General features: G+C 71.6%; 22 protein-coding genes. 8 read left to right on the top strand and 14 right to left on the bottom strand.

Annotated features, from left to right (window positions below; genetic code table 11):
• Positions 1 to 74: 74 nt before the first annotated feature.
• Positions 75 to 215 carry a hypothetical protein gene (locus Q7A36_RS00910; protein WP_305101752.1) on the top strand — a complete coding sequence of 47 codons (141 nt, stop codon included), beginning with the start codon at positions 75 to 77 and terminating at the stop codon, positions 213 to 215.
• A gap of 13 nt (positions 216 to 228) precedes the next feature.
• Here the strand turns inward: Q7A36_RS00910 and Q7A36_RS00905 are convergent, their stop codons facing one another.
• A complete protein-coding gene (locus Q7A36_RS00905) occupies positions 229 to 1,449 on the bottom strand; it encodes a polyhydroxyalkanoate depolymerase (RefSeq protein ID WP_305101751.1) in 1,221 nt (406 codons plus the stop codon).
• Positions 1,450 to 1,576: 127 nt separating this feature from the next.
• On the opposite strand from Q7A36_RS00905, the gene Q7A36_RS00900 reads away from it, so the two are divergent.
• The gene (locus Q7A36_RS00900) at positions 1,577 to 2,287 is read left to right on the top strand and encodes a glutathione S-transferase (RefSeq protein ID WP_305101750.1); all 711 of its coding nucleotides are present in this window, start codon (positions 1,577 to 1,579) and stop codon (positions 2,285 to 2,287) included.
• Positions 2,288 to 2,362: 75 nt separating this feature from the next.
• Here Q7A36_RS00900 and Q7A36_RS00895 read toward each other — a convergent pair whose 3' ends face one another.
• Positions 2,363 to 2,848, bottom strand: a complete 486-nt coding sequence (locus Q7A36_RS00895; protein ID WP_305101749.1) for a cupin domain-containing protein — start codon at positions 2,846 to 2,848, stop codon at positions 2,363 to 2,365.
• A gap of 68 nt (positions 2,849 to 2,916) precedes the next feature.
• Here Q7A36_RS00895 and Q7A36_RS00890 point away from each other — a divergent pair, with 68 nt between their 5' ends.
• Both Q7A36_RS00890 and Q7A36_RS00885 read left to right on the top strand, forming a co-directional pair.
• Positions 2,917 to 3,504 carry a cysteine dioxygenase family protein gene (locus Q7A36_RS00890; RefSeq protein ID WP_305101748.1) on the top strand — a complete coding sequence of 196 codons (588 nt, stop codon included), beginning with the start codon at positions 2,917 to 2,919 and terminating at the stop codon, positions 3,502 to 3,504.
• Between the two features lie 160 nt (positions 3,505 to 3,664).
• Positions 3,665 to 4,792, top strand: coding sequence for an alpha/beta fold hydrolase (locus Q7A36_RS00885; protein ID WP_305101747.1), 1,128 nt, complete (start codon positions 3,665 to 3,667; stop codon positions 4,790 to 4,792).
• A 71-nt stretch (positions 4,793 to 4,863) separates the two neighbouring features.
• Here Q7A36_RS00885 and Q7A36_RS00880 read toward each other — a convergent pair whose 3' ends face one another.
• The 12 genes from Q7A36_RS00880 to Q7A36_RS00825 form a co-directional block, all read right to left on the bottom strand.
• Positions 4,864 to 5,859: a branched-chain amino acid ABC transporter permease gene (locus tag Q7A36_RS00880; RefSeq protein ID WP_305101746.1), complete on the bottom strand. Its 996-nt coding sequence runs from the start codon at positions 5,857 to 5,859 to the stop codon at positions 4,864 to 4,866.
• Between the two features lie 4 nt (positions 5,860 to 5,863).
• Positions 5,864 to 6,748 carry a branched-chain amino acid ABC transporter permease gene (locus tag Q7A36_RS00875; RefSeq protein WP_305101745.1) on the bottom strand — a complete coding sequence of 295 codons (885 nt, stop codon included), beginning with the start codon at positions 6,746 to 6,748 and terminating at the stop codon, positions 5,864 to 5,866.
• Positions 6,749 to 6,765: 17 nt separating this feature from the next.
• The gene (locus Q7A36_RS00870) at positions 6,766 to 7,995 is read right to left on the bottom strand and encodes an ABC transporter substrate-binding protein (protein ID WP_305101744.1); all 1,230 of its coding nucleotides are present in this window, start codon (positions 7,993 to 7,995) and stop codon (positions 6,766 to 6,768) included.
• A gap of 25 nt (positions 7,996 to 8,020) precedes the next feature.
• The gene (locus Q7A36_RS00865; protein WP_305101743.1) at positions 8,021 to 9,250 is read right to left on the bottom strand and encodes an ABC transporter substrate-binding protein; all 1,230 of its coding nucleotides are present in this window, start codon (positions 9,248 to 9,250) and stop codon (positions 8,021 to 8,023) included.
• A 62-nt stretch (positions 9,251 to 9,312) separates the two neighbouring features.
• A complete protein-coding gene (locus Q7A36_RS00860; RefSeq protein ID WP_305101742.1) occupies positions 9,313 to 10,542 on the bottom strand; it encodes an ABC transporter substrate-binding protein in 1,230 nt (409 codons plus the stop codon).
• Positions 10,543 to 10,627: 85 nt separating this feature from the next.
• Positions 10,628 to 11,854 carry an ABC transporter substrate-binding protein gene (locus Q7A36_RS00855; protein ID WP_305101946.1) on the bottom strand — a complete coding sequence of 409 codons (1,227 nt, stop codon included), beginning with the start codon at positions 11,852 to 11,854 and terminating at the stop codon, positions 10,628 to 10,630.
• A 144-nt stretch (positions 11,855 to 11,998) separates the two neighbouring features.
• A complete protein-coding gene (locus tag Q7A36_RS00850) occupies positions 11,999 to 12,691 on the bottom strand; it encodes an ABC transporter ATP-binding protein (protein ID WP_305101945.1) in 693 nt (230 codons plus the stop codon).
• A 47-nt stretch (positions 12,692 to 12,738) separates the two neighbouring features.
• The gene (locus Q7A36_RS00845) at positions 12,739 to 13,515 is read right to left on the bottom strand and encodes an ABC transporter ATP-binding protein (protein WP_305101741.1); all 777 of its coding nucleotides are present in this window, start codon (positions 13,513 to 13,515) and stop codon (positions 12,739 to 12,741) included.
• Positions 13,516 to 13,776: 261 nt separating this feature from the next.
• Positions 13,777 to 14,361, bottom strand: a complete 585-nt coding sequence (locus Q7A36_RS00840; RefSeq protein ID WP_305101740.1) for an amino acid synthesis family protein — start codon at positions 14,359 to 14,361, stop codon at positions 13,777 to 13,779.
• Positions 14,362 to 14,392: 31 nt separating this feature from the next.
• The gene (locus Q7A36_RS00835) at positions 14,393 to 15,502 is read right to left on the bottom strand and encodes a radical SAM protein (RefSeq protein WP_305101739.1); all 1,110 of its coding nucleotides are present in this window, start codon (positions 15,500 to 15,502) and stop codon (positions 14,393 to 14,395) included.
• Positions 15,503 to 15,599: 97 nt separating this feature from the next.
• The gene (locus Q7A36_RS00830; protein ID WP_305101738.1) at positions 15,600 to 16,586 is read right to left on the bottom strand and encodes a lysylphosphatidylglycerol synthase domain-containing protein; all 987 of its coding nucleotides are present in this window, start codon (positions 16,584 to 16,586) and stop codon (positions 15,600 to 15,602) included.
• A 65-nt stretch (positions 16,587 to 16,651) separates the two neighbouring features.
• Positions 16,652 to 17,851, bottom strand: coding sequence for an amidohydrolase family protein (locus tag Q7A36_RS00825; RefSeq protein ID WP_305101737.1), 1,200 nt, complete (start codon positions 17,849 to 17,851; stop codon positions 16,652 to 16,654).
• A 163-nt stretch (positions 17,852 to 18,014) separates the two neighbouring features.
• Between Q7A36_RS00825 and Q7A36_RS00820 the strand changes: the two genes are divergently transcribed.
• From Q7A36_RS00820 to Q7A36_RS00805, 4 genes are read left to right on the top strand one after another with little or no spacing between them, the layout of a single operon-like run.
• Positions 18,015 to 18,878, top strand: a complete 864-nt coding sequence (locus Q7A36_RS00820; RefSeq protein WP_305101736.1) for an FAD binding domain-containing protein — start codon at positions 18,015 to 18,017, stop codon at positions 18,876 to 18,878.
• Positions 18,875 to 21,697 carry a molybdopterin-dependent oxidoreductase gene (locus Q7A36_RS00815; protein ID WP_305101735.1) on the top strand — a complete coding sequence of 941 codons (2,823 nt, stop codon included), beginning with the start codon at positions 18,875 to 18,877 and terminating at the stop codon, positions 21,695 to 21,697. Before Q7A36_RS00820 ends, Q7A36_RS00815 begins: the two co-directional genes overlap by 4 nt.
• Positions 21,694 to 23,178: a 6-hydroxynicotinate reductase gene (locus Q7A36_RS00810; RefSeq protein ID WP_305101734.1), complete on the top strand. Its 1,485-nt coding sequence runs from the start codon at positions 21,694 to 21,696 to the stop codon at positions 23,176 to 23,178. The genes Q7A36_RS00815 and Q7A36_RS00810 overlap by 4 nt, the downstream gene beginning before the upstream one ends.
• The gene (locus Q7A36_RS00805) at positions 23,163 to 24,026 is read left to right on the top strand and encodes a UPF0280 family protein (RefSeq protein WP_305101733.1); all 864 of its coding nucleotides are present in this window, start codon (positions 23,163 to 23,165) and stop codon (positions 24,024 to 24,026) included. The genes Q7A36_RS00810 and Q7A36_RS00805 overlap by 16 nt, the downstream gene beginning before the upstream one ends.
• The last annotated feature ends 13 nt before the right edge of the window (positions 24,027 to 24,039 follow it).

The following is a 24,039-nucleotide window of genomic DNA, read 5'->3' as shown; positions in this document are numbered from 1 at the left end:
GCCGGCGCCGGCGCTGCCTGACGCGCTATCCTCGCCGTAACGCCGGGACGGACAAGCGCGGGAGACGGCGCGCCATGGCTCGGGCCATCCTGATCATCGGACTCATCGCCCTGCTGCTGGTCGGCGGGCATGCCGCGCTGGTCGGCGCGACCCGGCTGGAGGGTGCGCCGGCACGGCTGGCCGGCAGTACCTGCGGCGCCTGCCACGGGCCCTGATCGGCCTTCGCCATCAGCCCTCGTTCACCTGGATCATCTCCCGCACCCGCGGGTAGATCTGCTGCGCCCAGCGGCGGCCGCTGAAGACGCCGTAATGGCCGACGCCGGTCTGCAGGTGGTGGCGCTTCATCGTCACCGGCACGCCGCGGCAGAGGTCGAGCGCCGCCATGGTCTGGCCGATGGCGCAGATATCGTCCTTCTCGCCCTCCACCGTCAGGATGGCGGTGCGGCGGATGGCCTGCGGCCGCACCGGCCGGCCGCGCCAGGCGAGGCTGCCGAGGGGCAGCGCATGCTCCTGGAAGACGCGGCTGACGGTCTCCAGGTAGAACTCCGCCGGCAGGTCCATGACCGCGAAATACTCGTCGTAGAAGCGGCGGTGCAGCATCGCCTTCGCCAGGTCGCCGTCATGCAGGGCCCAGAACTGCTCGCGGTGCGCCTTCAGGTGCCGGTCGAGGTTCATGGTCATGAAGGCGGCAAGCTGCACCGCGCCGGGATAGACGCGCCGCCCGCCGCCCCGGTGGCGCCAGGGGACGTTGGAGATCAGCGTCCGCTCGAACCAGTCGATCGGCTTCGAGCGGGCGAGGGCATTGACCGTGGTGGGCCGCACCCGCGTGTCGATCGGTCCGGCGAGCAACGACATGCTGCGCGGCGAGCAGCGGTCGTGGTCCTCCGCCATGATCGCCACCGCGGCGAGCACCGCGACCACCGGCTGGCAGACCGCGAGCACATGCGCGCCGGGGCCGATGGCGCGCAGGAAGTCCATGACATGGGCGGTGAACTCGTCGAAGCCGAAGCGCCCGGCCGAGAGCGGCACGTCGCGCGCATTGTGCCAGTCCGTGATGTAGACGTCGTGGTCCTGCAGCAGCACCTGCACGGTGTTGCGCAGCAGCGTCGCGAAATGGCCCGACATCGGTGCCACCACCAGGACGCGCGGCAGGCGGATCTCCACGTCCTTGCGGAAATGCAGCAGGCTGGCGAAGGGCGTGGCGGCGACCACGACCTCCTCCACCTCCACCATCCGGTTGCCGACGCGGACGGGGCCGATGGCGTAGTCGGGCCGGGCATGGGTGATGCGGGCATGGCCGAAGACCTCGAGCCCCGCGCGCCAGGGGCGGACGGGGTAGAGGGCCGGATGCCGCCCATCGACCCGGCCGAGGATGCCGCTGCCGCCGCGCGCCAGCCGCCGCACCGGGTTCAACAGGTCCTGGCTCGCCTGCAGCATGGAATAGATCATCCGGACCGCCCGCTCCCCGTGCCTCGCCGGCCGGCGAGGCTTTGCACGCATCGTGCCAGCGCACCGTCTTTTCGCAACCGCGAAGGCGCTGCTAGGCTGCGATATCGTTGCAGCACGGGGATCGCGCATGGCCGTCCAGTCCCGCCGCCGGAATGCCGCGACCACGGCCGGGGCCGAGCCGGCGGTGCTGCGCATCAGCAGCCGCAACTACTCCTCCTGGTCGATGCGCGGCTGGCTGCTCTGCCGCATGGCGGGGATCGCCTTCCGGGAGGAGATCGTCTCGGCCGACGATCCGAACTCCAGGGCGGAGCTGCTGCTGCAGTCCTCCTCCATCCTGATCCCGAGCCTGCGGCACGACGGGGCGGAGCTCTGGGACACGCTGGCGATGGCGGAGTACCTGAACGAGCAATTCCCCGCCGCGCGCATGCTGCCGGAGGACCGCATCGCCCGCGCCCGCTGCCGCGCCATCAGCGGCGAGATGCATGCCGGCTTCGCCGCGCTGCGCAGCACCCTGCCCTTCAACCTGCGCGGCTTCGTGCCGAATTTCACGGTCTGGTCGGCCGCGCGGGCGGATATCGAGCGGATCCTCTGGATCTGGCGCGACTGCCTGGAGCGCTGGGGCGGCCCCTGGCTGCTCGGCGCCGAGCGGAGCGTGGCGGATGCGATGTATGCGCCCGTCGTGATGCGGTTCCGCACCTATGACGTGAAGCTCGACGGCGCCGCGGCGGCCTATGCGCAGGCGACCCTCGCCTGGCCCGAGGTCGCGGAGTGGATCGAGGCGGCGAAGCGCGAGCCGGAGCCGGCGATCGTCGAGCTGGACCTCGAAGCGGAGTTCTGAGGACGGATGCGGCCATGGCCGCGGCCCCGGGGGCACTCCGCGCCGCGCGCCCCGCTCAGGGCACCCGCGGCGAAGTCAGAGCGGCCAGGCGCGGCCGCGCACCGGCTCGTTCGGCGGGTCCGGCACCTGGGTGATCTGCGGCACCGCCCTGGCGTGCTCGCCCGGCCGGCCGCGATACTCGGTCGGCGACTGCCCCTCCGGATAGGCGCCGACCACCAGCAGGTCCGGGCTGGCGCCGAGGTTGCGGTGGCCGGTGCCGGCCGGCAGCACCGCCACGTCGCCAGCCGCAAGCTCCAGCACCTGGCCACCCTCCCCGCCCAGCATCACGCGGACCTGCCCGCGGGCGATCGCCAGCGCCTCATGCGCATCCGGGTGGTAGTGGTGGTAGGGGTAGATCCCATCCCGCCAGGCGGGCGGCCAGCCATGCCGGGCGAAGAGCGCCTCGGCCGCCGCCGGGTCGCCCGCCGGGACCGCGCCGCGGAAGACCAGGGCCGGCAGCCGCGGGTTGTTCGGGATGGTGCCGTCATCGGCCAGGAAGAGCTGTTCCGGTGCTTCGCTCATTTGCGCCTCCGCAACCCCGCAACGGCGCGGGCATGCCATGGTTCGCCGGACTCTGCGGGAGGGACAGGATGACAGGCATCGCCAGGCTGCGCGACTTCGTCCAGGCGATGACGCGCATCGCCGAGGCCGGCGGGGAGGAGGACCGCTTCCTGACCGAGGGCGCCGAATTGCTGGCGGCGCTGGTCGCCAGGGACGACTGGCTGCCGCCCGCCTTCGCCCTCTCCGGCCCCTGCTACCGGCAATACCTGCTCCACTGCGACCCGCTCGAGCGCTTCTCCGTCGTCAGCTTCGTCTGGGGCCCGGGGCAGCGGACGCCCATCCACGACCACCTCGTCTGGGGCCTGGTCGGGCAGTTGCGCGGCGAGGAGATCTCGACCGAATACGTCCTCGGCCCGCCCGGCACGCCGCCGCGGCCCGGCCGGCGGGACCGGCTGCGGCCGGGCGAGGTGGCGAGGGTGAGCGCCCGGACCTACGACATCCATGTCGTGGAGAATGCGGTGCCGGAGGCGCCGAGCATCAGCATCCATGTCTATGGCGGCAATATCGGCGCGGTCCGCCGCCACGCCTTCGACCGCGACACCGGCGAGGCGCGCAGCTTCGTCTCCGGCTATTCCAGCGACGCCCTGCCCAATCTCTGGGACCGCAGCGGGGGATAGGGCGCGACGGATCGGACCCTGCCGGAGCAGATCGCCCGAGGGCGGAACCGCCCGAAGGCGTGAATCTGCTGTGAAACTCAAGGGCCTGGAGCATTCTCACGCTGCCCAGTCAGCGTGCGAATGCTCTAGACTTCCCGGCAAGACGTAACGGGAGGGGTCCATGTCCACGCTGCCGCCCTTTGACGCCGCCACGCTGCCGGCCGGCATCCGCGCCCGGATCATCCCCGGCATCAACGGCCTCTCGATGCATGTGCTGGAGGCGGGCGAGCCCGGGCGGCCCTGCCTGCTGCTGCTCCACGGCTTCCCGGAGCTCGCCTGGTCCTGGCGGCGGGTGATGCCGGCGCTGGCCGCCGCCGGCTTCCACGTGGTCGCGCCCGACCAGCGCGGCTATGGCCGCACCACCGGCTGGAGCGCGGATTACGACGGCGACCTCGCGCCCTTCCGCATGCTGAACCTGGTGCGCGACCAGCTCGGGCTGGTCGCGAGGCTCGGCTACGGGCATGTCGAGGCGGTGATCGGCCATGATTTCGGCTCGCCGGTCGCGGCCTGGTGCGCGCTGATCCGGCCCGATGTCTTCCGCCGCGTCGCGCTGATGAGCGCGCCCTTCCCCGGCCCGCCCGACCTGCCGGAGGAGGATCCGGACCGCGCCCCGGCGCCCGACATCCATGCCGCCCTCGCCGCCCTGCCGCGGCCGCGCAAGCACTACCAGTGGTACTATTCGGAGCGCGGCGCCAACGAGAACATGTGGCGCTGCCCGCAGGGCCTGCACGCCTTCCTCCGTGCCTACTACCACATGAAGAGCGCCGACTGGCCGGCGAACAGGCCCCACCGCCTGGCCGGCTGGACCGCCGAGGCGGTGGCTGAGATGCCGACCTACTACATCATGGACCGGGACAAGGGCATGGCGGAGACGGTGGCGCCGGAGATGCCCTCGCCCGCCGCGATCGCCGCCAACCGCTGGCTGCCGGAGTGCGACCTCGCGGTCTATGCCGCGGAGTATGGGCGCACCGGCTTCCAGGGCGGGCTGCAATGGTACCGCTGCCGCACCACCGGGCGGTTCGAGGCGGAGGCGCAGGTCTTCGCCGGCCGCACCATCGACGTCCCCTCGGTCTTCATCGCCGGCGCGAGCGACTGGGGGATCGAGCAGGTGCCCGGCGCGCTGCGACGGATGCGGGAGGTGGCCTGCACGCGCATGAGCGACGTGCACCTGGTGGAGGGCGCCGGCCATTGGGTGCAGCAGGAACAGCCGGAGAAGGTGGTGGACCTGCTGCTGCGCTGGCTGGGCTGAAGGAGGCCCGAGGTCCAGGGGCCTCGGGCCCCTGGTGAGCGGTGAAGGGAGGGCAGCGCCCTCCCCCGATCCTACAGCTTCACCTTCAGCAAGTTGCCGATCTCGCCGACCAGGCCGCGGCGGAAGGCGAGCACGCAGGCGACGAAGATGACGCCCTGGATGACGGTGACCCAGGCGCCCATCTCCGCGAGGTAGTTCTGCATGGTCACGATGACGGCGGCGCCGACCACCGGCCCGAAGACCGTGCCGAGGCCGCCGACCAGCGTCATCAGCACCACCTCGCCGGACATGGACCAGTGCACGTCGGTCAGCGTGGCGATGCCGAAGACGATGGACTTGGTCGCGCCGGCGACGCCGGCGAGCGTCGCCGAGAGCACGAAGGCCATCAGCTTGTAGTCGTCCGTCCGGTAGCCGAGGGAGGTCGCCCGCGGCTCGTTCTCCCGGATCGACTTCAGCACCATCCCATAGGGCGAGTGGATGATGCGGTGGACCAGCAGGAAGCAGCCGAGGAAGATCGTCGCCACCACCCAGTACATGGACATGTCGCGGTCGAGCGGCACGGCGCCGAAGAGGTTGCCGCGCGGGATGGCCTGGATGCCGTCCTCGCCGCCGGTGAAGGGCGCCTGCACGCAGAAGAAATAGACCATCTGCGCCAGCGCCAGGGTGATCATGGCGAAGTAGATGCCCTGCCGGCGGATGGCGATCCAGCCCGCGACGGCGCCGAGCAGCCCGGCGGTGATCGCGCCCACGATGATCGAGAGCTCGGGCGTCAGGCCCCAGACCTTCGCCGCATGCCCCGCGAGATAGCCGCCCATGCCGAAATAGGCGGCATGGCCGAAGCTCAGCAGCCCGACATAGCCGATCAGCAGGTTGAAGGCGCAGGCGAAGAGCGCGAAGCAGAGCAGCTTCATCAGGAAGACGGGGTAGAGCACGAAGGGCGAGACCGCGAGGAAGACCACGAGGACGCCCAGCGCCACGATCTGCGCCCGGGTGAAGCCCCAGGCGCCATGCGATTCCTGCCCGGCATCCGGAATGGCGCCGGCGGTGATGGAGGTGGTGTCGGCCATGGTCTCAGGCCCTCCCGAAGAGGCCGGCGGGACGCGCCAGCAGGACGATCGCCATGATGACGAAGATGACGGTGGCAGAGGCTTCCGGCCAGAAGACCTTGGTCAGCCCCTCCACGATGCCGAGCGCGAAGCCGGTGAGGATGGAGCCGAGGATGGAGCCCATGCCGCCGATGACGACGACGGCGAAGACCACGATGATGAGGTTCGAGCCCATCTGCGGGTTCACCGAGTAGATCGGCGCCGCCAGCACGCCGCCGACGGCCGCCAGCGCCACGCCCGCGCCATAGGTCAGCGTGACCATGCGCGGGACGTTCACGCCGAAGGCCTGCACCAGCGCGGCATTCTCGGTCGCGGCGCGGAGATAGGCGCCGAGCCGCGTCTTCTCGATCAGCAGCCAGGTCGCCAGGCAGAGCACCAGCGCCGCGATGACCACCCAACCGCGATAGACCGGCAGGAACATGAAGCCGAGGTCCCAGGCGCCAGAGAGCTCCGCCGGGATGCGGTAGGGCAGGCCGGAGGAGCCGAACTCGTTGCGGAAGACGCCCTCGATGATCAGCGCCAGGCCGAAGGTCAGCAGCAGGCCGTAGAGGTGGTCGAGCTTGTAGAGCCGACTGATGAAGGCCTTCTCCAATATGACGCCGGTGATGCCGATGATGATGGGCGAGAGGATCAGCGCCCACCAGTAGCCGATGCCGGCCCAGGCCAGCAGCATCCAGGCGGCGAAGGCGCCCATCATGAACTGCGCGCCATGCGCCATGTTGACGATGTTGAGCAGGCCGAAGATCACCGCCAGGCCGAGCGAGAGCATCGCGTAGAAGGCGCCATTGATCAGGCCGAGCAACAGCTGCCCGAAGAGCAGCGGCGCGGGAATGCCGAAAATCTCGTCCATGCGGGTCGTCCCGGTCCTCAGGTCTGGATGAAGGGGCAGCCGCCTTCGGCGAGCGGCCGCGCCGCCTGCTCCGCCGGGGTGGTCGCGATCACTTTGTGCAGGTCGAGCGGGCCGGTGGATTCCGCCGGCGTCTTCACCTGGAACAGGTAGGCCGGCGTGAGCTTGCGGCCGTCCTGGCGTATCCTGCCGGGGCCGAAGGCGTCGTCGTCGGTCGGCATGGCCTTCATCCGCTCGACGACCGCGAGGCCGGAAGCGCGGGCCTGCGCCACGCCGAGGGACTGCACGGCCTTCAGGTAGTGCAGCGTGCCGCCGTAATTGCCGGCGACGGCGGTATTGGTAATCCGGCCCGGCAGCTTGCCCTTGACGCGTTCGCTGAAGGCCCGGGTGCGCGGGTTCAGGTCCCAGTAGAAGCTGTCGGTCATCAGCAGCCCCTGCGCCTCGGGCAGGCCGAGCGAGAGCGTGTCCATGACCGTCATCAGCAGGCAGGCGAATTTCACGCCCTGATTCGCCAGGCCGAATTCCCGCGCCTGCTTGATGCAGTTCACCAGATCCGCCCCGGCATTGGCGAAGCCGATCACCTTCGGCCGCGTCGCCTGGGCCTGCAGCAGGAAGGAGGAGAAATCGGTCGTCGCCGGGAAGGGATAGCGCGCGGCGCCGAGCACCTTGCCGCCGGCTGCCTCGACGAAGCGCGCGGTATCCGTCTGCAGCGCATGGCCGAAGGCATAGTCGGCGGTGACGAAGTACCAGCTGTCGAAGCCCTGCTTCACCAGAGCATCGCCGGTGCCCTTGGCCAGCATGTAGGTGTCGTAGGTGAACTGCACGCTGTTCGGGCTGCACTGCGCGCCGGAGAAGGCGGTGGAGCCGACGCTCGAGCCGACCACCACCTTGTTCTTCTCCCGCGCCACCTGGGAGACGGCGAGCGCCACCGCGCTGTTCGGCAGGTCGGCGATCATGTCGATGCCGTCCCGGTCGAACCATTGCCGGGCGATGTTCACGCCGAGATCCGGCTTGTTCTGGTGGTCGCCGGCGATCACCTCCACCGCGATGCCGGTGGCGGCGGAGAACTCCTCCGCCGCCTGCTTCGCCCCCGCGAGGCTGCTCGGCCCCGTCAGGTCCCGGTAGGGGCCGGACATGTCGGTGAGGACGCCGATGCGGATCGGCGCCGTCTGGGCGCGGGACGCGCGCGGCAGCCCGCCGAGCGCCGCAGCGGTGCCGGTGGCGAGCAGTGCGCGCCGGTCGATGGCCATGTCCGGTGTCTCCCCCGCCCGCGCCTCAGGCCTTCACGATGCTGCAGCCGCCTTCGTTCAGCGGCCGGTAGGCCTCCTCGGCCGGCGTGGTCTGCAGCAGCTTGTAGTAGTCCCAGGGGGCCTTGCTCTCCTCGGGCTTCTTCACCTCGAAGAGGTAGGAGGGGCAGAGCTTGCGGCCATCCTCGCGGATGCGGCCGGGACCGAAGGCATCGTCGTCGCAGGGGATCGCCTTCATGCGGTTCACCAGGTCGATGCCCGAGGCCTTGGCCGCCGGCACGCCCATATCCGCCACGGCCTTCAGGAAGTGCAGCGCCGCCGAGTAGTTGGCGATGGACGCCATGTTCGGCTTGATGTCCTTCAGCCGCGGCTTCAGGCGCTCGCTCACCGCGCGGGTGCGGTCGTTCAGGTCCCAGTAGAAGCTCTCGGTCAGCACCAGGCCCTGTGCGGTCTGCAGGCCGAGGGCATGCACGTCCGGCAGGAACATCAGCAGCGCCGCGAGCTTCACATTGCGCTTCATCAGGCCGAACTCGGCCGCCTGCTTGATGCTGTTGACGGTATCGGCGCCGGCATTGGCGAGGCCGATGACCTTCGCGCGGGAGGATTGCGCCTGCAACAGGAAGGAGGAGAAGTCGGAGGTCGCGGGGAAGGGATACTTCACGCCGCCGAGGACCTTGCCGCCGGCCTCCTTGACGAATTTCGTGGTGTCGCGCTCGAGCGCATGGCCGAAGGCATAGTCGGCGGTGATGAAGAACCAGCTATCGCCGCCGGCCTTCACCATGGCGCCGCCGGTCGACTTCGCCAGCATGTAGGTGTCGTACATCCAATGCACCGTGTTCGGGGTGCATTGCGCGCCGGTCAGGTCGGAGGTCGCCGAGCCGGTGTTGATATAGGCCTTGTTCTTCTCCTTGGCGACGTTGTTCACGGCGAGGCCGACCGAGCTGGTCGGGACGTCGAGCACCAGGTCCACACCCTGGTCGTACCACTGCCGCGCGATATTGGCGCCGACATCGGGCTTGTTCTGGTGGTCGGCGAAGATGACCTCGACATTGAAGCCCTTGTTGCCGAACTCCTGCACCGCTTGGCGCGTGCACTCCACGCCATAGGGGCCGCTGATGTCGCGGTAGGTGCCGGACTGGTCGTTCAGCACGCCGATGCGGATGGTGTTCGCCGCCTGCGCGCGCGACAGGCGCGGCAGGGCCGGCACCAGCGTGGCACCGACGGACGCGGCGATCAGGCCGCGACGGGTAAGCGACATTCGGACTTCTCCTCGGTCACGCGCGGCGCGGGATCCTTCCCCGCGCCGCGAAACGCATTGCCTCAGCTCCGCACCAGCGGGCAGTTGCCTTCGGCCAGCGGCCGGAAGGCCTCCTCCGCCGGCGTGGTCTGCAGCGGCTTGTAGTAGTCCCAGGGGCCCTTGCTCTCGGCCGGGGCCTTCACCTCGAAGAGGTAGGAGGGATGGATCTTCCGCCCATCCGCCCGGATGCTGCCGGCGCCGAAGCAGTCGTCCTCCGTCGGCATGGCCTTCATGCGCGCCGCCACCTCGCTGCCCGGGCCCTTCGCCGCGGCGACGCCCATGTCGGCCACGGCCTTCAGGTAGTGCAGCGTGGCCGAGTAGCAGCCGGCATGGATCATGTTCGGATAGAGGTTCGGCATCTTCGGCAGCACGCGCCTGGTGAAGGCGCGGGTGCGGTCGTTCAGGTCCCAGTAGAAGGTCTCGGAGCAGACGAGGCCCTGCCCGGTCTGCAGCCCGATGGAGTGCACATCGGTGATGAAGAGCAGCAGGGAGGCGAGCTTGATGCCGCGCTTGGTCAGGCCGAACTCGGCAGCCTGCTTGACGCAGTTGATGGTGTCGGAGCCGGCATTGGCGAGGCCGATCACCTTCGGCCGGGTCGCCTGCGCCTGGACGAGGAAGGAGGAGAAGTCGGTCGTCGCCGGGAAGGGCGTGCGCACCGTGCCGAGGATCCTGCCGCCGGCGGCGCGGATGAAGTTGCTCGCGTCCCGCTCCAGCGCATGGCCGAAGGCATAATCGGCGGTGATGAAGAACCAGGTATCGCCGCCGGCCTTCACCGTCGCGCCGCCGGTCGAGCGCGCGAGCTGGTAGGTGTCGTAGGCCCAGTGCAGCCCGCTCGGGCTGCATTGCGCGCCGGTCAGGTCGCTGGTCGCCGAGCCGACATTGATGGCGAGCTTGTTCTTCTCCTTCGAGACGTTCTGCACGGCCAGCCCGACCGAGCTGGTCGGGATGTCGAGGATCATGTCGACCCCCTGGTCGTACCACTGGCGCGCCAGGTTCACGCCGATATCGGGCTTGTTCTGGTGGTCGGCGAAGATCAGCTCGACATTGAAGCCGCGCTGGCCGAATTCCGCGATGGCCTGCTGGGCGCAGGCGACGGAGCCGGGGCCGGTATTGTCCCGGTAGGTGCCCGACATGTCGTTCATGACGCCGATGCAGATGGTGTTCGCCGCCTGCGCGCGCGTCAGCCGCGGCAGGGCCGTCACCAGGCCGGCGGCGGCCCCCGTCGCCAGCACTCTCCTGCGTCCCAGCTCCATCTCCTGGTCCCTCGCCTTCCCTGTTGGCGGCCGGGTTTTCCCGGTCCGTATCGCGGCGGGGCGGCCCTGGCCGCCCCGCGGTGTCTCAGCTCCGCACCAGCGGGCAGGCGCCCTCGGCGAGCGGCCGGAAGGCCTCCTCCGCCGGGGTCGTCTGCAGCAGCTTGTAGTAATCCCAGGGTCCCTTGCTCTCGTTCGGGGCCTTCACCTCGAAGAGGTAGGAGGGATGCAGCTTGCGCCCGTCGGCGCGGATGCTGCCCTGGCCGAAGCAGTCGTCATCGGTCGGCATGGCCTTCATGCGCGCCACCGCCTCGGCGCCGGAGGCCTTGGCCTGCGCCACGCCCATGTCCTGCGCCGCCTTCAGGTAGTGCAGCACCGCGGCGTAGCAGCCGGCATGCGACATGGCCGGCATGTTGCCCGCGAGATGCGGCTTCACCTTCGCGCTGAAGGCGCGGGTGCGGTCGTTGAGGTCCCAGTAGAAGGTCTCGGTGCAGACCAGCCCCTGCGCCGCCTGCAGGCCGAGCCCGTGCACGTCGTTGATGAACATCAGCAGCACGGCGACCTTGGTGCCGCGCCGGGTGACGCCGAACTCGGCCAGCTGCTTCACCGCGTTGATGGTGTCCGCGCCGGCATTGGCCAGGCCGATCACCTTGGAGCGGGAGGACTGCGCCTGCATGAGGAAGGAGGAGAAGTCGGTATTGCCCAGCGGGTGCCGCACGCCGCCGATCACGCGGCCGTTCTGCGCCTTGACGAAGTTGGTCGTGTCGCGCTCCAGCGCATGGCCGAAGGCATAGTCGGCGGTGATGAAGAACCAGCTGTCGCCGCCGGCCTTCACCATGGCGCCGCCGGTGCTGCGCGCCAGCATCCAGGTATCGTAGGTCCAGTGCACCGTGTTCGGCGTGCATTGCGGCCCGGTCAGATCGGCGGTCGCGGCGGTGCTGTTGAGATAGACCTTGTTCTTCTCCCGCACCACGCCGTTCACCGCCAGCGCGACCGCGCTGTTCGGCACGTCGACGATGACGTCGACGCCGTCCCGGTCGATCCATTGCCGGGCGATGTTGGAGCCGACATCAGGCTTGTTCTGGTGGTCGGCGGTGACGACCTCGACCGCGAAGCCGAGAGTGCCGAGGTCCTGGACGGCCTGCCGCACGCAGGCGACCGAGGTCGGGCCGGAGATGTCGCGATAGACGCCGGACTGGTCGTTCAGGACGCCGATCTTGATGCTGCCGGCCTGGGCGCGCACGCCGCGCCAGGGCAGGCCGGAGAGGGCGACGCCGGCGGCGCCGGCCAGGATGCTGCGTCGGTCTGGGGTCAGGTTCGCCATGGGTCTTTCCGTGTGCAGGGCGCGGCGCACCGGCGCGCGCGCGGCGGGCGGCAGGCTGGCCGCGCCGGATCTCTTCGCCGTCCGGCTTGCGTTGCCCGCCTCGTCCGCATGGCCATTCCCCTCCCCCTACCCCGCTCAGACGCCGAGGTATTCGTGCAGCCGGTCCATGCTGGCGGCGAGGTCGGCATTCGCCACCATGTCGACGACGCGGCCATGCTCCATGACGTAGTGGCGGTCGGCGACCGTCTGGGCGAAGCGGAAATTCTGCTCGACCAGCAGCACGGTGAAGCCGCGCTGCTTCAGCTCGCGGATCGTCCGGCCGATCTGCTGCACGATGACCGGGGCGAGGCCCTCGCTCGGCTCGTCGAGCAGCAGCAGGTTGGCGCCGGTGCGCAGGATGCGGGCGATCGCCAGCATCTGCTGCTCGCCGCCCGAGAGCTTGGTGCCCGGGCTGTTGGCGCGCTCCTTCAGGTTCGGGAAGAGCTTGTAGATGGTCTCCAGGTCGAGGCCGCCGGACTTGACCACCGGCGGCAGCAGCAGGTTCTCCGTCACCGTCAGGCTGGCGAAGATGCCGCGCTCCTCCGGGCAGTAGCCGATGCCGGCGCGGGCGATCAGGTCGGAGCGGTCGTTGATCGTCTCCCGCCCGTCGAAGCGGATGCTGCCGGCGCGCCGGCCGACCAGGCCCATGATGGCGCGCAGCGTCGTGGTCTTGCCGGCGCCGTTGCGGCCGAGCAGGGTGACCACCTCGCCCGGCCGGATCTCGAGCCCGACGCCGTGCAGGACGTGGCTCTCTCCATACCAGGCCTCGAGGTTCTTCACCTCCAGCATGGCCTGCCCGGCCGCGGCGGGGCGGGTCGCTTCCAGGGTTGCGGACATCAGACCGGCACTCCCTCGGTGACCGTATGCGCCTCGCTGCCGAGATAGGCCGCGATGACTTCCGGGTTCCTCGCCACGCTCTGGTAGTCGCCCTCCGCCAGCACGCGGCCGCGCGTCAGGACCGTGATGGTGTCGCAGAGGCCGGAGACGACCTTCAGGTTGTGCTCCACCAGCAGCACGGTGCGGCCCGCCGCCACGCGCTTGATCAGCGCGACGATGCGGTCCACGTCCTCATGCGTCATGCCGGCGGTCGGCTCGTCGAGCAGCATCATCTGCGGCTCCATGGCGAGCGTCGTGGCGATCTCGAGCGCCCGCTTGCGGCCATAGGGCAGCTCGCCGGCCGGCAGCGCCTCGTAGCCCGTCAGCCCGACATCGGCGAGCAGCCCGCGCGCCCGGTCGTCGTATTGCCGCAGCAGCGAATCGGAGCGCCAGAAGTCGAAGCTGCCGCCGCGCTGGCGCTGCAGCGCCACGCGGACATTCTCCAGCACCGTCAGGTGCGGGAAGACGGCCGAGATCTGGAAGCTGCGCACCAGCCCCAGCCGCGCCACCTGCGCCGGCTTGAGCTTCGTGATGTCGCGGCCGTCATAGTGGATGGTCCCGCGGGTCGGCTGCAGGAATTTGGTGAGAAGATTGAAGCAGGTGGTCTTCCCGGCGCCGTTCGGGCCGATCAGGCCATGGATGCTGCCGCGGCGGATCTTCAGGGAGACGTCGCCGACGGCGACGAAGCCCATGAATTCCTTGGTCAGCCCGTTCGTTTCCAGGATGGTGTCGGACACCCGGATCGTTCTCCCCGTAGCGGCAACGCCATGCGACCCGGGCCGAACGCCCGATCAGCCCCAGTTCCGGAATGCGCATGGGCGGTTTCTGACGCGGCCCGCGGCCCCGGCGCCGTCATGGCGCGGCAAGGGGCGCGGATCGCCGTCCGTCGTTGCGGGAAGGTATGCCCATGCAACGCCCGCAATGCAAGGGAGGGGGCGGGATTCGGCGTGCCGCCCGAGGCCGCCGGGCGGCACGAAGCCGCTACCGGCCGATGGCGGTCACCGCAGGCCGTCGCGGCCTTCGATCTGGTCCTTGGCGAGCCCGCCGATGCGGGGCAGCGGCCGCCCGCCATCGGTCAGCGCCAGGCAGAGCAGGATCTCGTGCGCGCGCGGCGCATCGGGCACCCGCGCCTCTATGGCGTCGAAATGGCTGCGCACGAAGGCGGCATCCTTGTGGCCGAGCGGCACGTCGATGCCGGTGCCCGGCCCGCCCGACTTCTTGGCCGAGGGGATCAGCGCCGGCCCCTTCCCGAGCGCCGCCCGCACCGGCGCGCCCATCTTCGGATGAAGCAATGCCGCGGCATGTTCCAGCTCGCCGGCCTCGCCCACGACGGCGGCCTTGCCGAAGCTCTCCACCCGCTCGCCGGGGATGCCGAGGGCGGCGATGGCGCGCGCCGCCAGCAGCGCGCCGAGTTCCTCGCCCTGGGCGATCAGCTCCGATAGGTCCTCCGCGAAGCGGCCGGCGAAGGGATTCTCGATGACTGCGCATGCAACCACGCGGCGGATGGGCAGATCGAGGTCCCGGCGCATCTCGCGCCGCGTCTCGTCGAGGATGGTGACCAGCTTGCGGATGACGGCGGGCATGGCGGGCTCCTTCCCGGCCAGTCTGCCGCGCTCAGCCCGCGCCCGCCAGCCGGGCCAGCCGGCTGCCATGGCCCATGACGGCGCCGATCGAGCCCGCGACGCGGCGATCCGCCAGCGCCCGGAAGGCGGCCGCCGGCCGCCCCTGCTTCAAGGAGGCGAAAGCGTCGCCGATGGCGACCGGGAAATGCAGCATGATGCTGGCGTCGCGGTAGCAGTCCGTCGTGCAGGCCTGGCAGCCGTCGCGCACCATCCGGTCCGGCGTGAAGTCCCAGACCGAGGACATCGGCTCCGCCCAGTCCTCGCAGCGCCAGACGTCGTAGTTCCAGTCCATGTAGAAATACTTGTAGCCGGCATGGCAGACGAAGCGCTCGCCCTGGCCGGAGAGGCGGCGGCGCATGTCGGCGATGCCGGCGCGCGGGTTGTGCACGGGGATGATGGCGCGCGCCGCCTCGGCGCCGTCGAAGGCGGCGAGCAGCTCCTCGGTGGTCATGTCCACGAGCTCGCTGTCCTCCGACCAGACCAGCGAGTTCGAGGAGAGCGCCGCCTTGCGCGGATAGGAGAAGGTGATGGCGGAGAAGCCGAGCTCCTTAACGAAGCGCGCCAGCGCCGCATAGTCCGTCACCAGCCGCGTCATGGCGCAGGAGGCGATGACGGTCACGCCGCGCGCCTGCAGCCTGGCCGTCGCCTCCCGGATGCGCTCGCAGACGCCGCGGAGGCCGCGGTTCTTCTCGTGCACCGCCGCCTCGGCCGCGTCGATGGAGATGAAGAGCGTGGTGATGCCGGCATCGGCCAGGGCATCCACCTTGGGCGGCAGCAGCCAGCCATTGGTGACCATGGTCGGCTGCACGCCCAGGGCGGTGGCGCTACGGACCATGTCCAGGATCTTCGGGTGCAGCAGCGGCTCGCCGCCCATGAAGGTGGCGAAGCGGACCCCGGCCTGCTCCTTCAGCCGCGTCAGCGCCGCCTCGAAGCGGCTCGCGTCCAGGGACCGGCGATCCGTCACGAAGCCCTTGTCATGGGCGAAATTGCAGAAGTCGCAGGTGGCGTTGCAGAGATTGGTCACGGAGACGTTGACGATCGCCGGCCCGCCCTTCGGCACCAGCCGCAGAAGGTCCATGACGCCCGAACGCGTGCTGCCCATGTCGATCAGTCCCCCGGCCCTGGCGCCGAGGCGCCCCTTGGTAGCGGAGCGGGGTCACGCCTGCGGCGATCCGCTCCAAATGGCTCTCGAAGCGGATTCACGCCTGCGGGCGCCCGCGGGCGCCCTCCGGCGATCCGCTCCGGCCGGCTGCCATAGCCGCCCCTTCCGCCCGCTGCCAAGCCAGAAGCCCCGGCAGGCTCATCAGCACTTCCCGCGCGCGGCGTGCAAGCGCCATCGCCAGCGCCGGCCCAGGCGGCACCCCAACCAGGGCGGCCGCGCCGATGATCGCGCCCTCCTGCACCGCCAGCGCGCCGGGCAGCATGAAGCCGGCATTGCGCAGCGCCTGGGCCAGGCTCTCGATCACCATGGCCTCGGCCAGCGTCACGGGCTGGCCGAGCAGCCAGAGGATCCCGGCCACCTCGACCACGCCGGAAAGCCAGGCCGCGGTGTGCCAGAGGCAGGCGCCCGCCAGCCGCGGCCAATCGGCATGCAGGTCGAGGATCGCCGCCTGGAATTCATGGATCGCGCGCGGGTTGATGGCCGGCCAGCGCCTCGCCAGCCGCGCCAGGCCACGCTCCAGCAGGGTCAGCGGCAGGCGGCGCTGCACCAGCACCATCGCGGCCGCGCCGCCGAGGGCGATGCCGAGGCCGGCCGCGGCGAAGCCCAGCAGTCCCTTCCCCTCCCCCGCCCCCAGCAGCAGGGCGACGCCGGCCAGCGTGAAGAAGAGCTGCGAGACCGCCTCCAGCGTCAGGTCCACCGTCGCCGTGGCGCCCGCCAGCCTGCCCGGGACACCCCGGCGCGACAGCAGCCGCGCCGCCGCCGCCTGCCCGACCAGGGCGCCAGCGGGCAGCAGCGCATTGGCCGATTCGCGGTACCAGCGCAGCAGCGCCATGGCGCCGACCGGGGCGCGCAGGCCGGGCGGCAGCAGCGTCCGCCAGGACATGGAGGTCAGGAAGATCTGCGGCACATGCACCGCGACGGAGATGGCGATGGCGAAGGGCGCCTCCGCCAGCATGCGCCGCAGGCCCTCCAGGTCGCCGAGATTGAGGCCGATGGCGGCGGCGAGGACCAACGCCCCCAGCACCAGCCCGTTGCGGATGCCCCGCCGCCACCAGGGCGCGCGGGCGAAGGCCGCCTGTTCGGTCGCGCTCAGTGGCCCAGCACCTCGGGAACCCGCTCGGCCGGCGGGGTGTTGCGGCTGCGGCCGCAGCGCATCACGCCATCGATCATGACGGCGCCGATGCCCGGGATGTCGCCGAGCTCGATGCTCTGCAGCAGGTCCCGCCCGGCCGTGTGCTGGGCGCGGTCGAGGAAGACCAGGTCGGCGGCGCGGCCCGGCTCGATCAGCCCGGCATCGAGGCTGCGGATGCGGGCGGTATTGCCCGTCGCCAGCGCGATCGCCTGCGCCGCCGGGATGCCGCCGAGCGAGGAGAGCAGCGAGATCAGCCGCAGGATGCCGAGCGGCTGCACGCCCGAGCCGGCCGGGCTGTCGGTGCCGAGGATGACGCGGTGAAGCTGCTTCAGGTCGCGCGCCGCCTGCACCGCCGCGATCGCCACGCGCTCATTGCCGTTGTGGACGATCTCGATGGCGCGGCTGCTGCGCTCGCAGAGCTCGCAGACATGCCCCTCCGGCAGGCTGGTATGGCCGCCATTGATGTGGCCGATGATGTCGGCATCGGCCTCCAGAACCGTGTCCTTGTCGATCAGCCCGCTGCCGGGGATGGAGGGACCGCCGGTATGGATGGTGCTCTGGATGCCGTGCTTGCGGGCCCAGGCGACCATCTCCCGCGCCTCGTAGCCGGCCTTCACGCTGCCGAGGCCGACCTCCCCGAGGAGCGTCACGCCGGCGGCGGCGAGGTCGGCGAAATCGCTCTCGACCATGCCCTTCTCGAGCACCGGCGCGCCGGCCAGCACCTTCACGCCCGCCGGCCGGGCCTTGTGGAAGGCGCGCTGCGCGGTGATGGCCAGCGCCTTCAATCCGACGATGTCCTTGGGGCGGCCGGGCAGATGGACCTCGCCGGCTGAGATCATGGTGGTCACGCCGCCGTTCAGGAAGCTCTCCACCCAGCCGATCTGGTTCTGCCGCGGCGTCCAGTCGCCGAAGACCGGATGCACATGGCTGTCCACCAGCCCGGGCGAGACGGCGCAGCCATGCGCGTCGATGACGGAATCGACGGGGCCGCGGTCCGCCAGCTCCACGCCGCGGCCGATGGCGGCGAGCCGGCCGTCCTCGACCAGGACGGCGTCCGCCTCCAGCACCGGCCGGTCGAGGTCGCCCGAGAGCAGCAGCCCGATATTCCGCACCAGGGTCCTGCCCTTCGCGGGCCCCGCCGCCTGCTCCACCGCCATCGAAGGTCCCTCCTGCGGCGCGGAGCCTAGCGAGGGCGCCGCCGGCAGGATAGCCCGCGCCCCCGCGACCCGATGGTTTGCCGGTGGGCGGCGGCCCGTGGTTTGCTAAACCCCGTCGCGCCGCGGGGCTGGTTCCGCGACCGGACCGATGACTGCAGAGGGCATGAGCGCCTACCGACGACCGACGAGCCTGAGGGAGGCGCTGGGCCTGCTGGCCGAGTCCCCCACCCCGCCCCTGCTGCTGGCGGGCGGGACCGATATCTTCCCGGCGCGCGCCGCCGGCGAGGCCTGGATGCGCCCGGAGGCGCGGCCGCTGCTCGACCTCTCGGCCCTGCCGGAGCTGGCGGGACTCGAGGACCGCGGCGACCACCACCGCATCGGCGCGCTGGTCACCTGGGCGGCGCTGCGCAAGGCGGCGCTGCCGCCCTGGTTCGACGCGCTGCGCCAGGCCGCGGCGCAGGTGGGCGGGGCGCAGGTGCAGAATCGCGGGACGCTGGTCGGCAATCTCTGCAACGCCTCCCCGGCCGCGGATGGCGTGCCGCCGTTGCTGGCCCTGGATGCCGAGGTGGAACTGGCGAGCCCGCGCGGCTTGCGGCGGCTGCCGCTCTCCGGTTTCATCCTGGGCAACCGCCGCACCGCCCTGGCGCCGGACGAGATCGCCACCGCGGTGATCGTCCCGAAACCCACGCCCGGCGCGACGGCGCGGTTCGAGAAGCTGGGCGCGCGCGCCTATCTCGTCATCTCCATCGTGGCGGTGGCGGCGGTGATCGAGGCCGAGGCGGGCGCGATCACCCGGGCGCGCATCGCGGTCGGCGCCTGCTCCCCGGTCGCGCAGCGGTTGCCGGCGCTGGAGGCGGCGCTGGCGGGCCTGCCGCCGGCGGCCGCAGCCGGCGCCGTCCGGGCGGAGCACCTGGCGGCGCTCGCGCCCATCGACGACGTGCGCGCGACGGCGGAGTACCGGCGGCAGGCGGCGCTGGTGCTGGTCCGCCGCGCCCTCGCCATGCCGGCGGAGGCGCGCGCGGCATGACCGGCCAGGCAATCCTGCTGACGGTGAACGGCGCGACGCAGGCGGTCGCCGCGCCGCCGGGGACGCGGCTGTCCGCCGCCCTGCGCGACCATCTCGGCCTGACCGGGACCAAGATCGGCTGCGACGCCGGAGATTGCGGCGCCTGCACCGTGCTGCTGGACGGCGCTCAGGCCTGCGCCTGCCTGGTGCCGCTGGCCCAGGCGGCCGGGCGCAGCGTGACGACGGTGGAGGGGTTGGCGGCGACGCCCATGGGCGCGGCGCTGCAGCGGGCCTTCCTGCACCATGGCGCCGCCCAATGCGGCATCTGCACGCCGGGCATGCTGATGGCGGCGAGCGAGTTGCTGGCCGCGACGCCGCGCCCCTCCAAGGCGGAGGCGATGGCGGCGCTGGGCGGCGTGCTCTGCCGCTGCACCGGCTACCGCAAGATCCTGGAGGCGGTCTGCGCCGCGCATGCCTTCCTCGAGGGCGGGCCGGCGCCGGCACTCCCCGCCTCCGGCTGCGCCGTGGGGGCGCGCATGCCGCGCGCCGATGGCGAGGCCAAGGTCACCGGCGCCGACCTCTTCGGCGCGGATGCGGCGCCGGCGGAGGCGCTCTGGCTGCGTGCCGTGCGCAGCCCCCACCCCCGCGCGCGCTTCGCCTTCGGCGACTGGGCGCCGCTGCTGGCCAGGCACCCCGGCCTGGTGCGGGTGCTGACCGCGGCCGACGTGCCGGGCCGCAACGGCTACGGCATCTATCCCGACATCAAGGACCAGCCGGTCTTCGCCGAGGGCGAGGTGCGCTATCGCGGCGACTGCCTCTGCGCCCTGGTCGGCGACCGCGCCACCCTGGCGGCGATCCGCGAGGAGGACCTGCCCATCGCCTGGGAGAGGCTGGATCCGGTCACGCTGGACGCGGCGCTCGGCGGCCCGGCGCTGCACCCGCGCTGGCCCGAGAATGTCCTGACCACCGGCCGGCTCGTCTCCGGCGATGCCGCGGCGGCGCTGGCGGCCAGCGCGCATGTCGCCGAGATCGCCATCGAGACCGGCTTCGTCGAGCACGCCTATATCGAGCCCGAGGCTGGCTGGGCGCGGCGGGTCCGCCCGGAGGGCGGCGGGCAGGACAACTCGGACCGCATCGAGGTCTTCGGCTGCACCCAGGCACCCTATATGGACCTGGAGGAAGTGGCGGGCGTCCTCGGCATCCCGCATTCCGCCGTCCGCATCATCCCCTCGGCCTGCGGCGGCGGCTTCGGCGGCAAGCTGGACGTGCTGCTGCAGCCCATGCTGGCCATCGCCGCCTGGCTGCTGGACCGGCCGGTGCGGGCCGTGCTGCCGCGGGCCGAGAGCATGGCGGCCAGCACCAAGCGCCATCCCGCGCGCATCGCCGCCCGCGCCGGCTGCGACGCGACGGGCCGGTTGACCGGCTTCGCCTTCGAGGGGCTCTACGACACCGGCGCCTATGCAAGCTGGGGCCCGACCGTCGCCGGCCGCGTGCCGGTGCATGCCACGGGTCCCTACCGCGTCCCGGCGGTCGCGACCCGGGCGCGCGCGATCTTCACCAACAACCCGCCGAGCGGCGCCTTCCGCGGCTTCGGCGTGCCGCAGGCCGCCATCGCGCAGGAGGCGCTGTGGGACCGCCTGGCCGATGCGGCGGGGCTGGACCGGCTGGAACTCCGCCTGCTGAACGCGCTGCGCGCCGGCGATACCACCGGAACCGGGCAGGTGCTGGAGCATTCGGTGGGGCTGGCCGCGTGCCTTGAGGCGCTGCGGCCGCGCTGGCAGGCGCTGCGGGCCGAGGCGGCGGCGGCGAATGCAGAGGAATCTGGCGGGTCCGATTCAGACCTGCAGGCTTCGCCCTTCGGTCATCGGACCCGCGGCGCGAGGCGGCGCCATGGCGTCGGCATCGCCTGCATGTGGTACGGCATCGGCAATACCGGCATGTCCAACCCCTCCACCATGCGGGTCACGCTCGGGCCGGAGGGGCTGGTCTTCCACAACGGCGCCGTCGATATCGGCCAGGGCAGCACCACCGTGCTGCTGCAGATCGCCGCCGATGCGCTGGGCCTGCCGCCCTCCACCTTCCGCCTGGTGCTGGGCGATACCGACCTGACGGCGGATGCCGGCAAGACCAGCGCCTCCCGCCAGACCTTCGTGAGTGGCCGCGCCGCGCAGGAGGCGGGCAAGTCGCTGCGGGACGCCATCCTGCTGCGCGCCAATGCGGGGCCGGAGGCGCGGCTGGATTGGCGCGACGGCACGCTGTTCGTGGACGGGCGCCCGCTGGCGCTGGAGGCGCCGCTGGAGGGCATCGGCCGCTTCGACCCGCCGACCGTGCCGCTGGATGCCGAGGGCCAGGGCATCCCCTATGCCACCTACGGCTTCGCCGCCCAGGTCGCGGCCCTGTCGGTGGACATGGACCTCGGCACGGTGCAGTTGCAGCGGATCGTCGCGGCGCATGACGTGGGCCGGGCCATCAACCCGACCCTGGTGGAGGGCCAGATCCATGGCGGCATCGCCCAGGGCATCGGGCTCGCGCTGATGGAGGAATACCTGCCCGGCCGGACCGAGAACCTGCACGACTACCTGATCCCGACGGTCGGTGACGTGCCGGCGATCGAGTGCATCCTGGTCGAGGACCGCGAGCCGCTCGGCCCCTACGGCGCCAAGGGCATCGGCGAGCCGGCGCTGGTGCCGACCGCGCCGGCGATCCTCTCGGCCATCCGCGACGCGACGGGGGCCGGCATCACGCGCATCCCCGCCCTGCCCCACCGCGTGCTGGAGGCGTTGCGCGAAGGCGCACGGGAAAACGCGCGCGAAGGCGCACGGGAAGGTGCGCGCGCATGAGCACCGACAGGACCGCCATCTTCGGCGCGCGCGAGGGCAATGAGGGCATCGTCCGCTGCGATGCCTGCCCGGTGCTCTGCCGCATCCGCCCCGGCCGCGCCGGCGCCTGCAGCCGCTACGCCAACCGCGACGGCGAGCTGGTGCGCACCGACCCGCTGGTGCTGATGCACCGCACGGTCGAGGCGGGCGGCGAGACCGTGCCCTTCCTCGAGAACGCCGAGGACTGGGACGGCGGGATCACGCCCGCGAAGCAGACCTTCGTCACCGCTATCGGCGCCGGCACCACCTACCCCGACTACAAGCCGGCGCCCTTCATCGTGGCGTCGAAGCATGCGGGCCTGGACACGGTGACGGTCGTAACCGAGGGCATCTTCAGCTATTGCGGGCTGAAGGTGAAGATCGACACCGACCGCCACCTGGGTCCGGAGACGGCGGCCGTGCGGGTGGATGGCGAACAGATCGGCCATGTCACCACGGCCGAATACGGCAGCCAGATGCTGAGCCTCGGCGGCGTGCGGCACCTGACCGGCGGCAGCAAGCGCGAGGGCAACGTCACCTGCGCCGCCATGCTGAAGCTCTGCGAAAAGCAGGCGGTGGAGGTGACGATCGACGGCGGCGCCCGCCTGGTGCTGCAGGCAGGTCAGGCGCCGATCGTCAACGGCACGCCGGAGCAGCGCATGCGGGTCGGCTGCGGCAGCGCCGCCATCGGCATCTTCGCGCAGCAATGGCACGGCCATGTGGACGAGGTGATCGTGGTGGACGACCACATCACCGGCGTGCTGTCCGAGCATCAGGCGGGCAAGTGCCTGGACGTGCCGCCCACCGGCATCCGGGTGCGCGGCCGCCGCTCCACGCCCGGCCGCTACTTCCAGGTGGCGCATCCCGGCACCGGCTGGGGCGGGACGGACATCACCGACCCGCTCTCCGTCATCGAGAGCATCGACCCGAAGCTAGCCTGGCCCGGCCTGCGCCTGCTGCTGACCAGCACGACGGGCGAGGACCACCTCTATGTCGAGCTGGACGAGGCGCTGCGCCCGGTCCCGGCGAAGACGCCCGAAGCGGTGCTGAAGACCGTCGAGCGGATCGGGGAGAATTGCGAGCCGGCGCTCACCTCCATCCTGTTCATGGCCGGCGCCGGCGGCAGCCTGCGCGCGGGCGTCACGGAGAACCCCGTGCTGCTGACGCGCGAGGTGCAGCGCAGCCTGGTGCGCGTGACGATCGGCGGCGCGCCCTGCACCCTCTGGCCCGGCGGTGGCATCACCATCATGGCCGATGTGCTGCGCGTGCCGGACGGCGCCTTCGGCTATGTCCCGACGCCGGCGCTCGTCGCGCCCATCGAGTTCACCCTGCGCGCCGACCTCTATGCCCGGCTCGGCGGCCATGTGGACCATGCCGTGCCGCTGGAGCAATTGCTGGCCGCCTATGGCGACGGGGCGCGGCACGACCCCTGGATGGAGCCGAATCCATGGCCGGCGCCATGAGTTCCCCTTGGGCGGCCGCGCTGCCGGACGGGCGCCTGCACCTGCAGGAAGGCCCGATCGACCTGGTGATCGGCCTGGACGGCACCCGCGGCGCCATGGCGGAAGCCCGCGAGCGTGCCTGCGCCGCCTTCGAGGGGCTGCTGGCCGGGCTGGTCGCGGAACTGCCAGTGCTCCGCACGCCGGTCGGTGTCGATCCGCCGCCGCTGCAGGGCCGCGTGGCGCGCCGCATGGCGGCCGCCGTCTGGCCCTTCCGGCGGGACACCATCACGCCCATGGCCGCCGTCGCCGGCGCCGTGGCGGAGGAGGTGCTGGAGGCGATCGCCGGCATCCCCGGCCTGCTGGCGGCGCATGTGAACAATGGCGGCGACATCGCGCTGCACCTCGCACCCGGCCAGTCCCTGCGGGTCGGCCTGGTGCCGAGCCTGGAGCGCGCCGTGCCGGAAGGCATGGTGCGCGTGCGGGCGGAGGATCCGGTGCGGGGCATCGCCACCTCCGGCTGGCCCGGGCGCAGCTTCTCCCGCGGCATCGCCGATGCGGTGACGGTGCTGGCGGGCACCGCGGCGCAGGCCGACGCCGCGGCGACCGTCATCGCCAATGCGGTGGACGCGGAGCATCCGGCGGTGCGGCGGGCACCGGCCGACTCGCTGGATCCGGACAGCGATCTCGGCGCGCTGTCGGTGACCGTCGAGGTCGGCGCATTGCCGCCAGGGATCATCGAGGCCGCGCTGGATGCCGGCGAGGCGGTGGCGGAGGCGCTGCTGCAGCGCGGGCTGATCCAGGGCGCGCTGCTGGTGGTGCAGGGTGCGACGCGCGTGGTGGGGGAACCGCGCCTGCTGCCGGGCGCGTGACGCGCGCGCGCTC

The sequence above is a fragment of the Paracraurococcus lichenis genome (assembly GCF_030657435.1).
In the GTDB taxonomy this organism is placed as follows: domain Bacteria; phylum Pseudomonadota; class Alphaproteobacteria; order Acetobacterales; family Acetobacteraceae; genus Paracraurococcus; species Paracraurococcus lichenis.
Note: the sequence above shows the minus strand (reverse complement) of the source record. Positions and strands in the feature narration are given on the sequence as shown.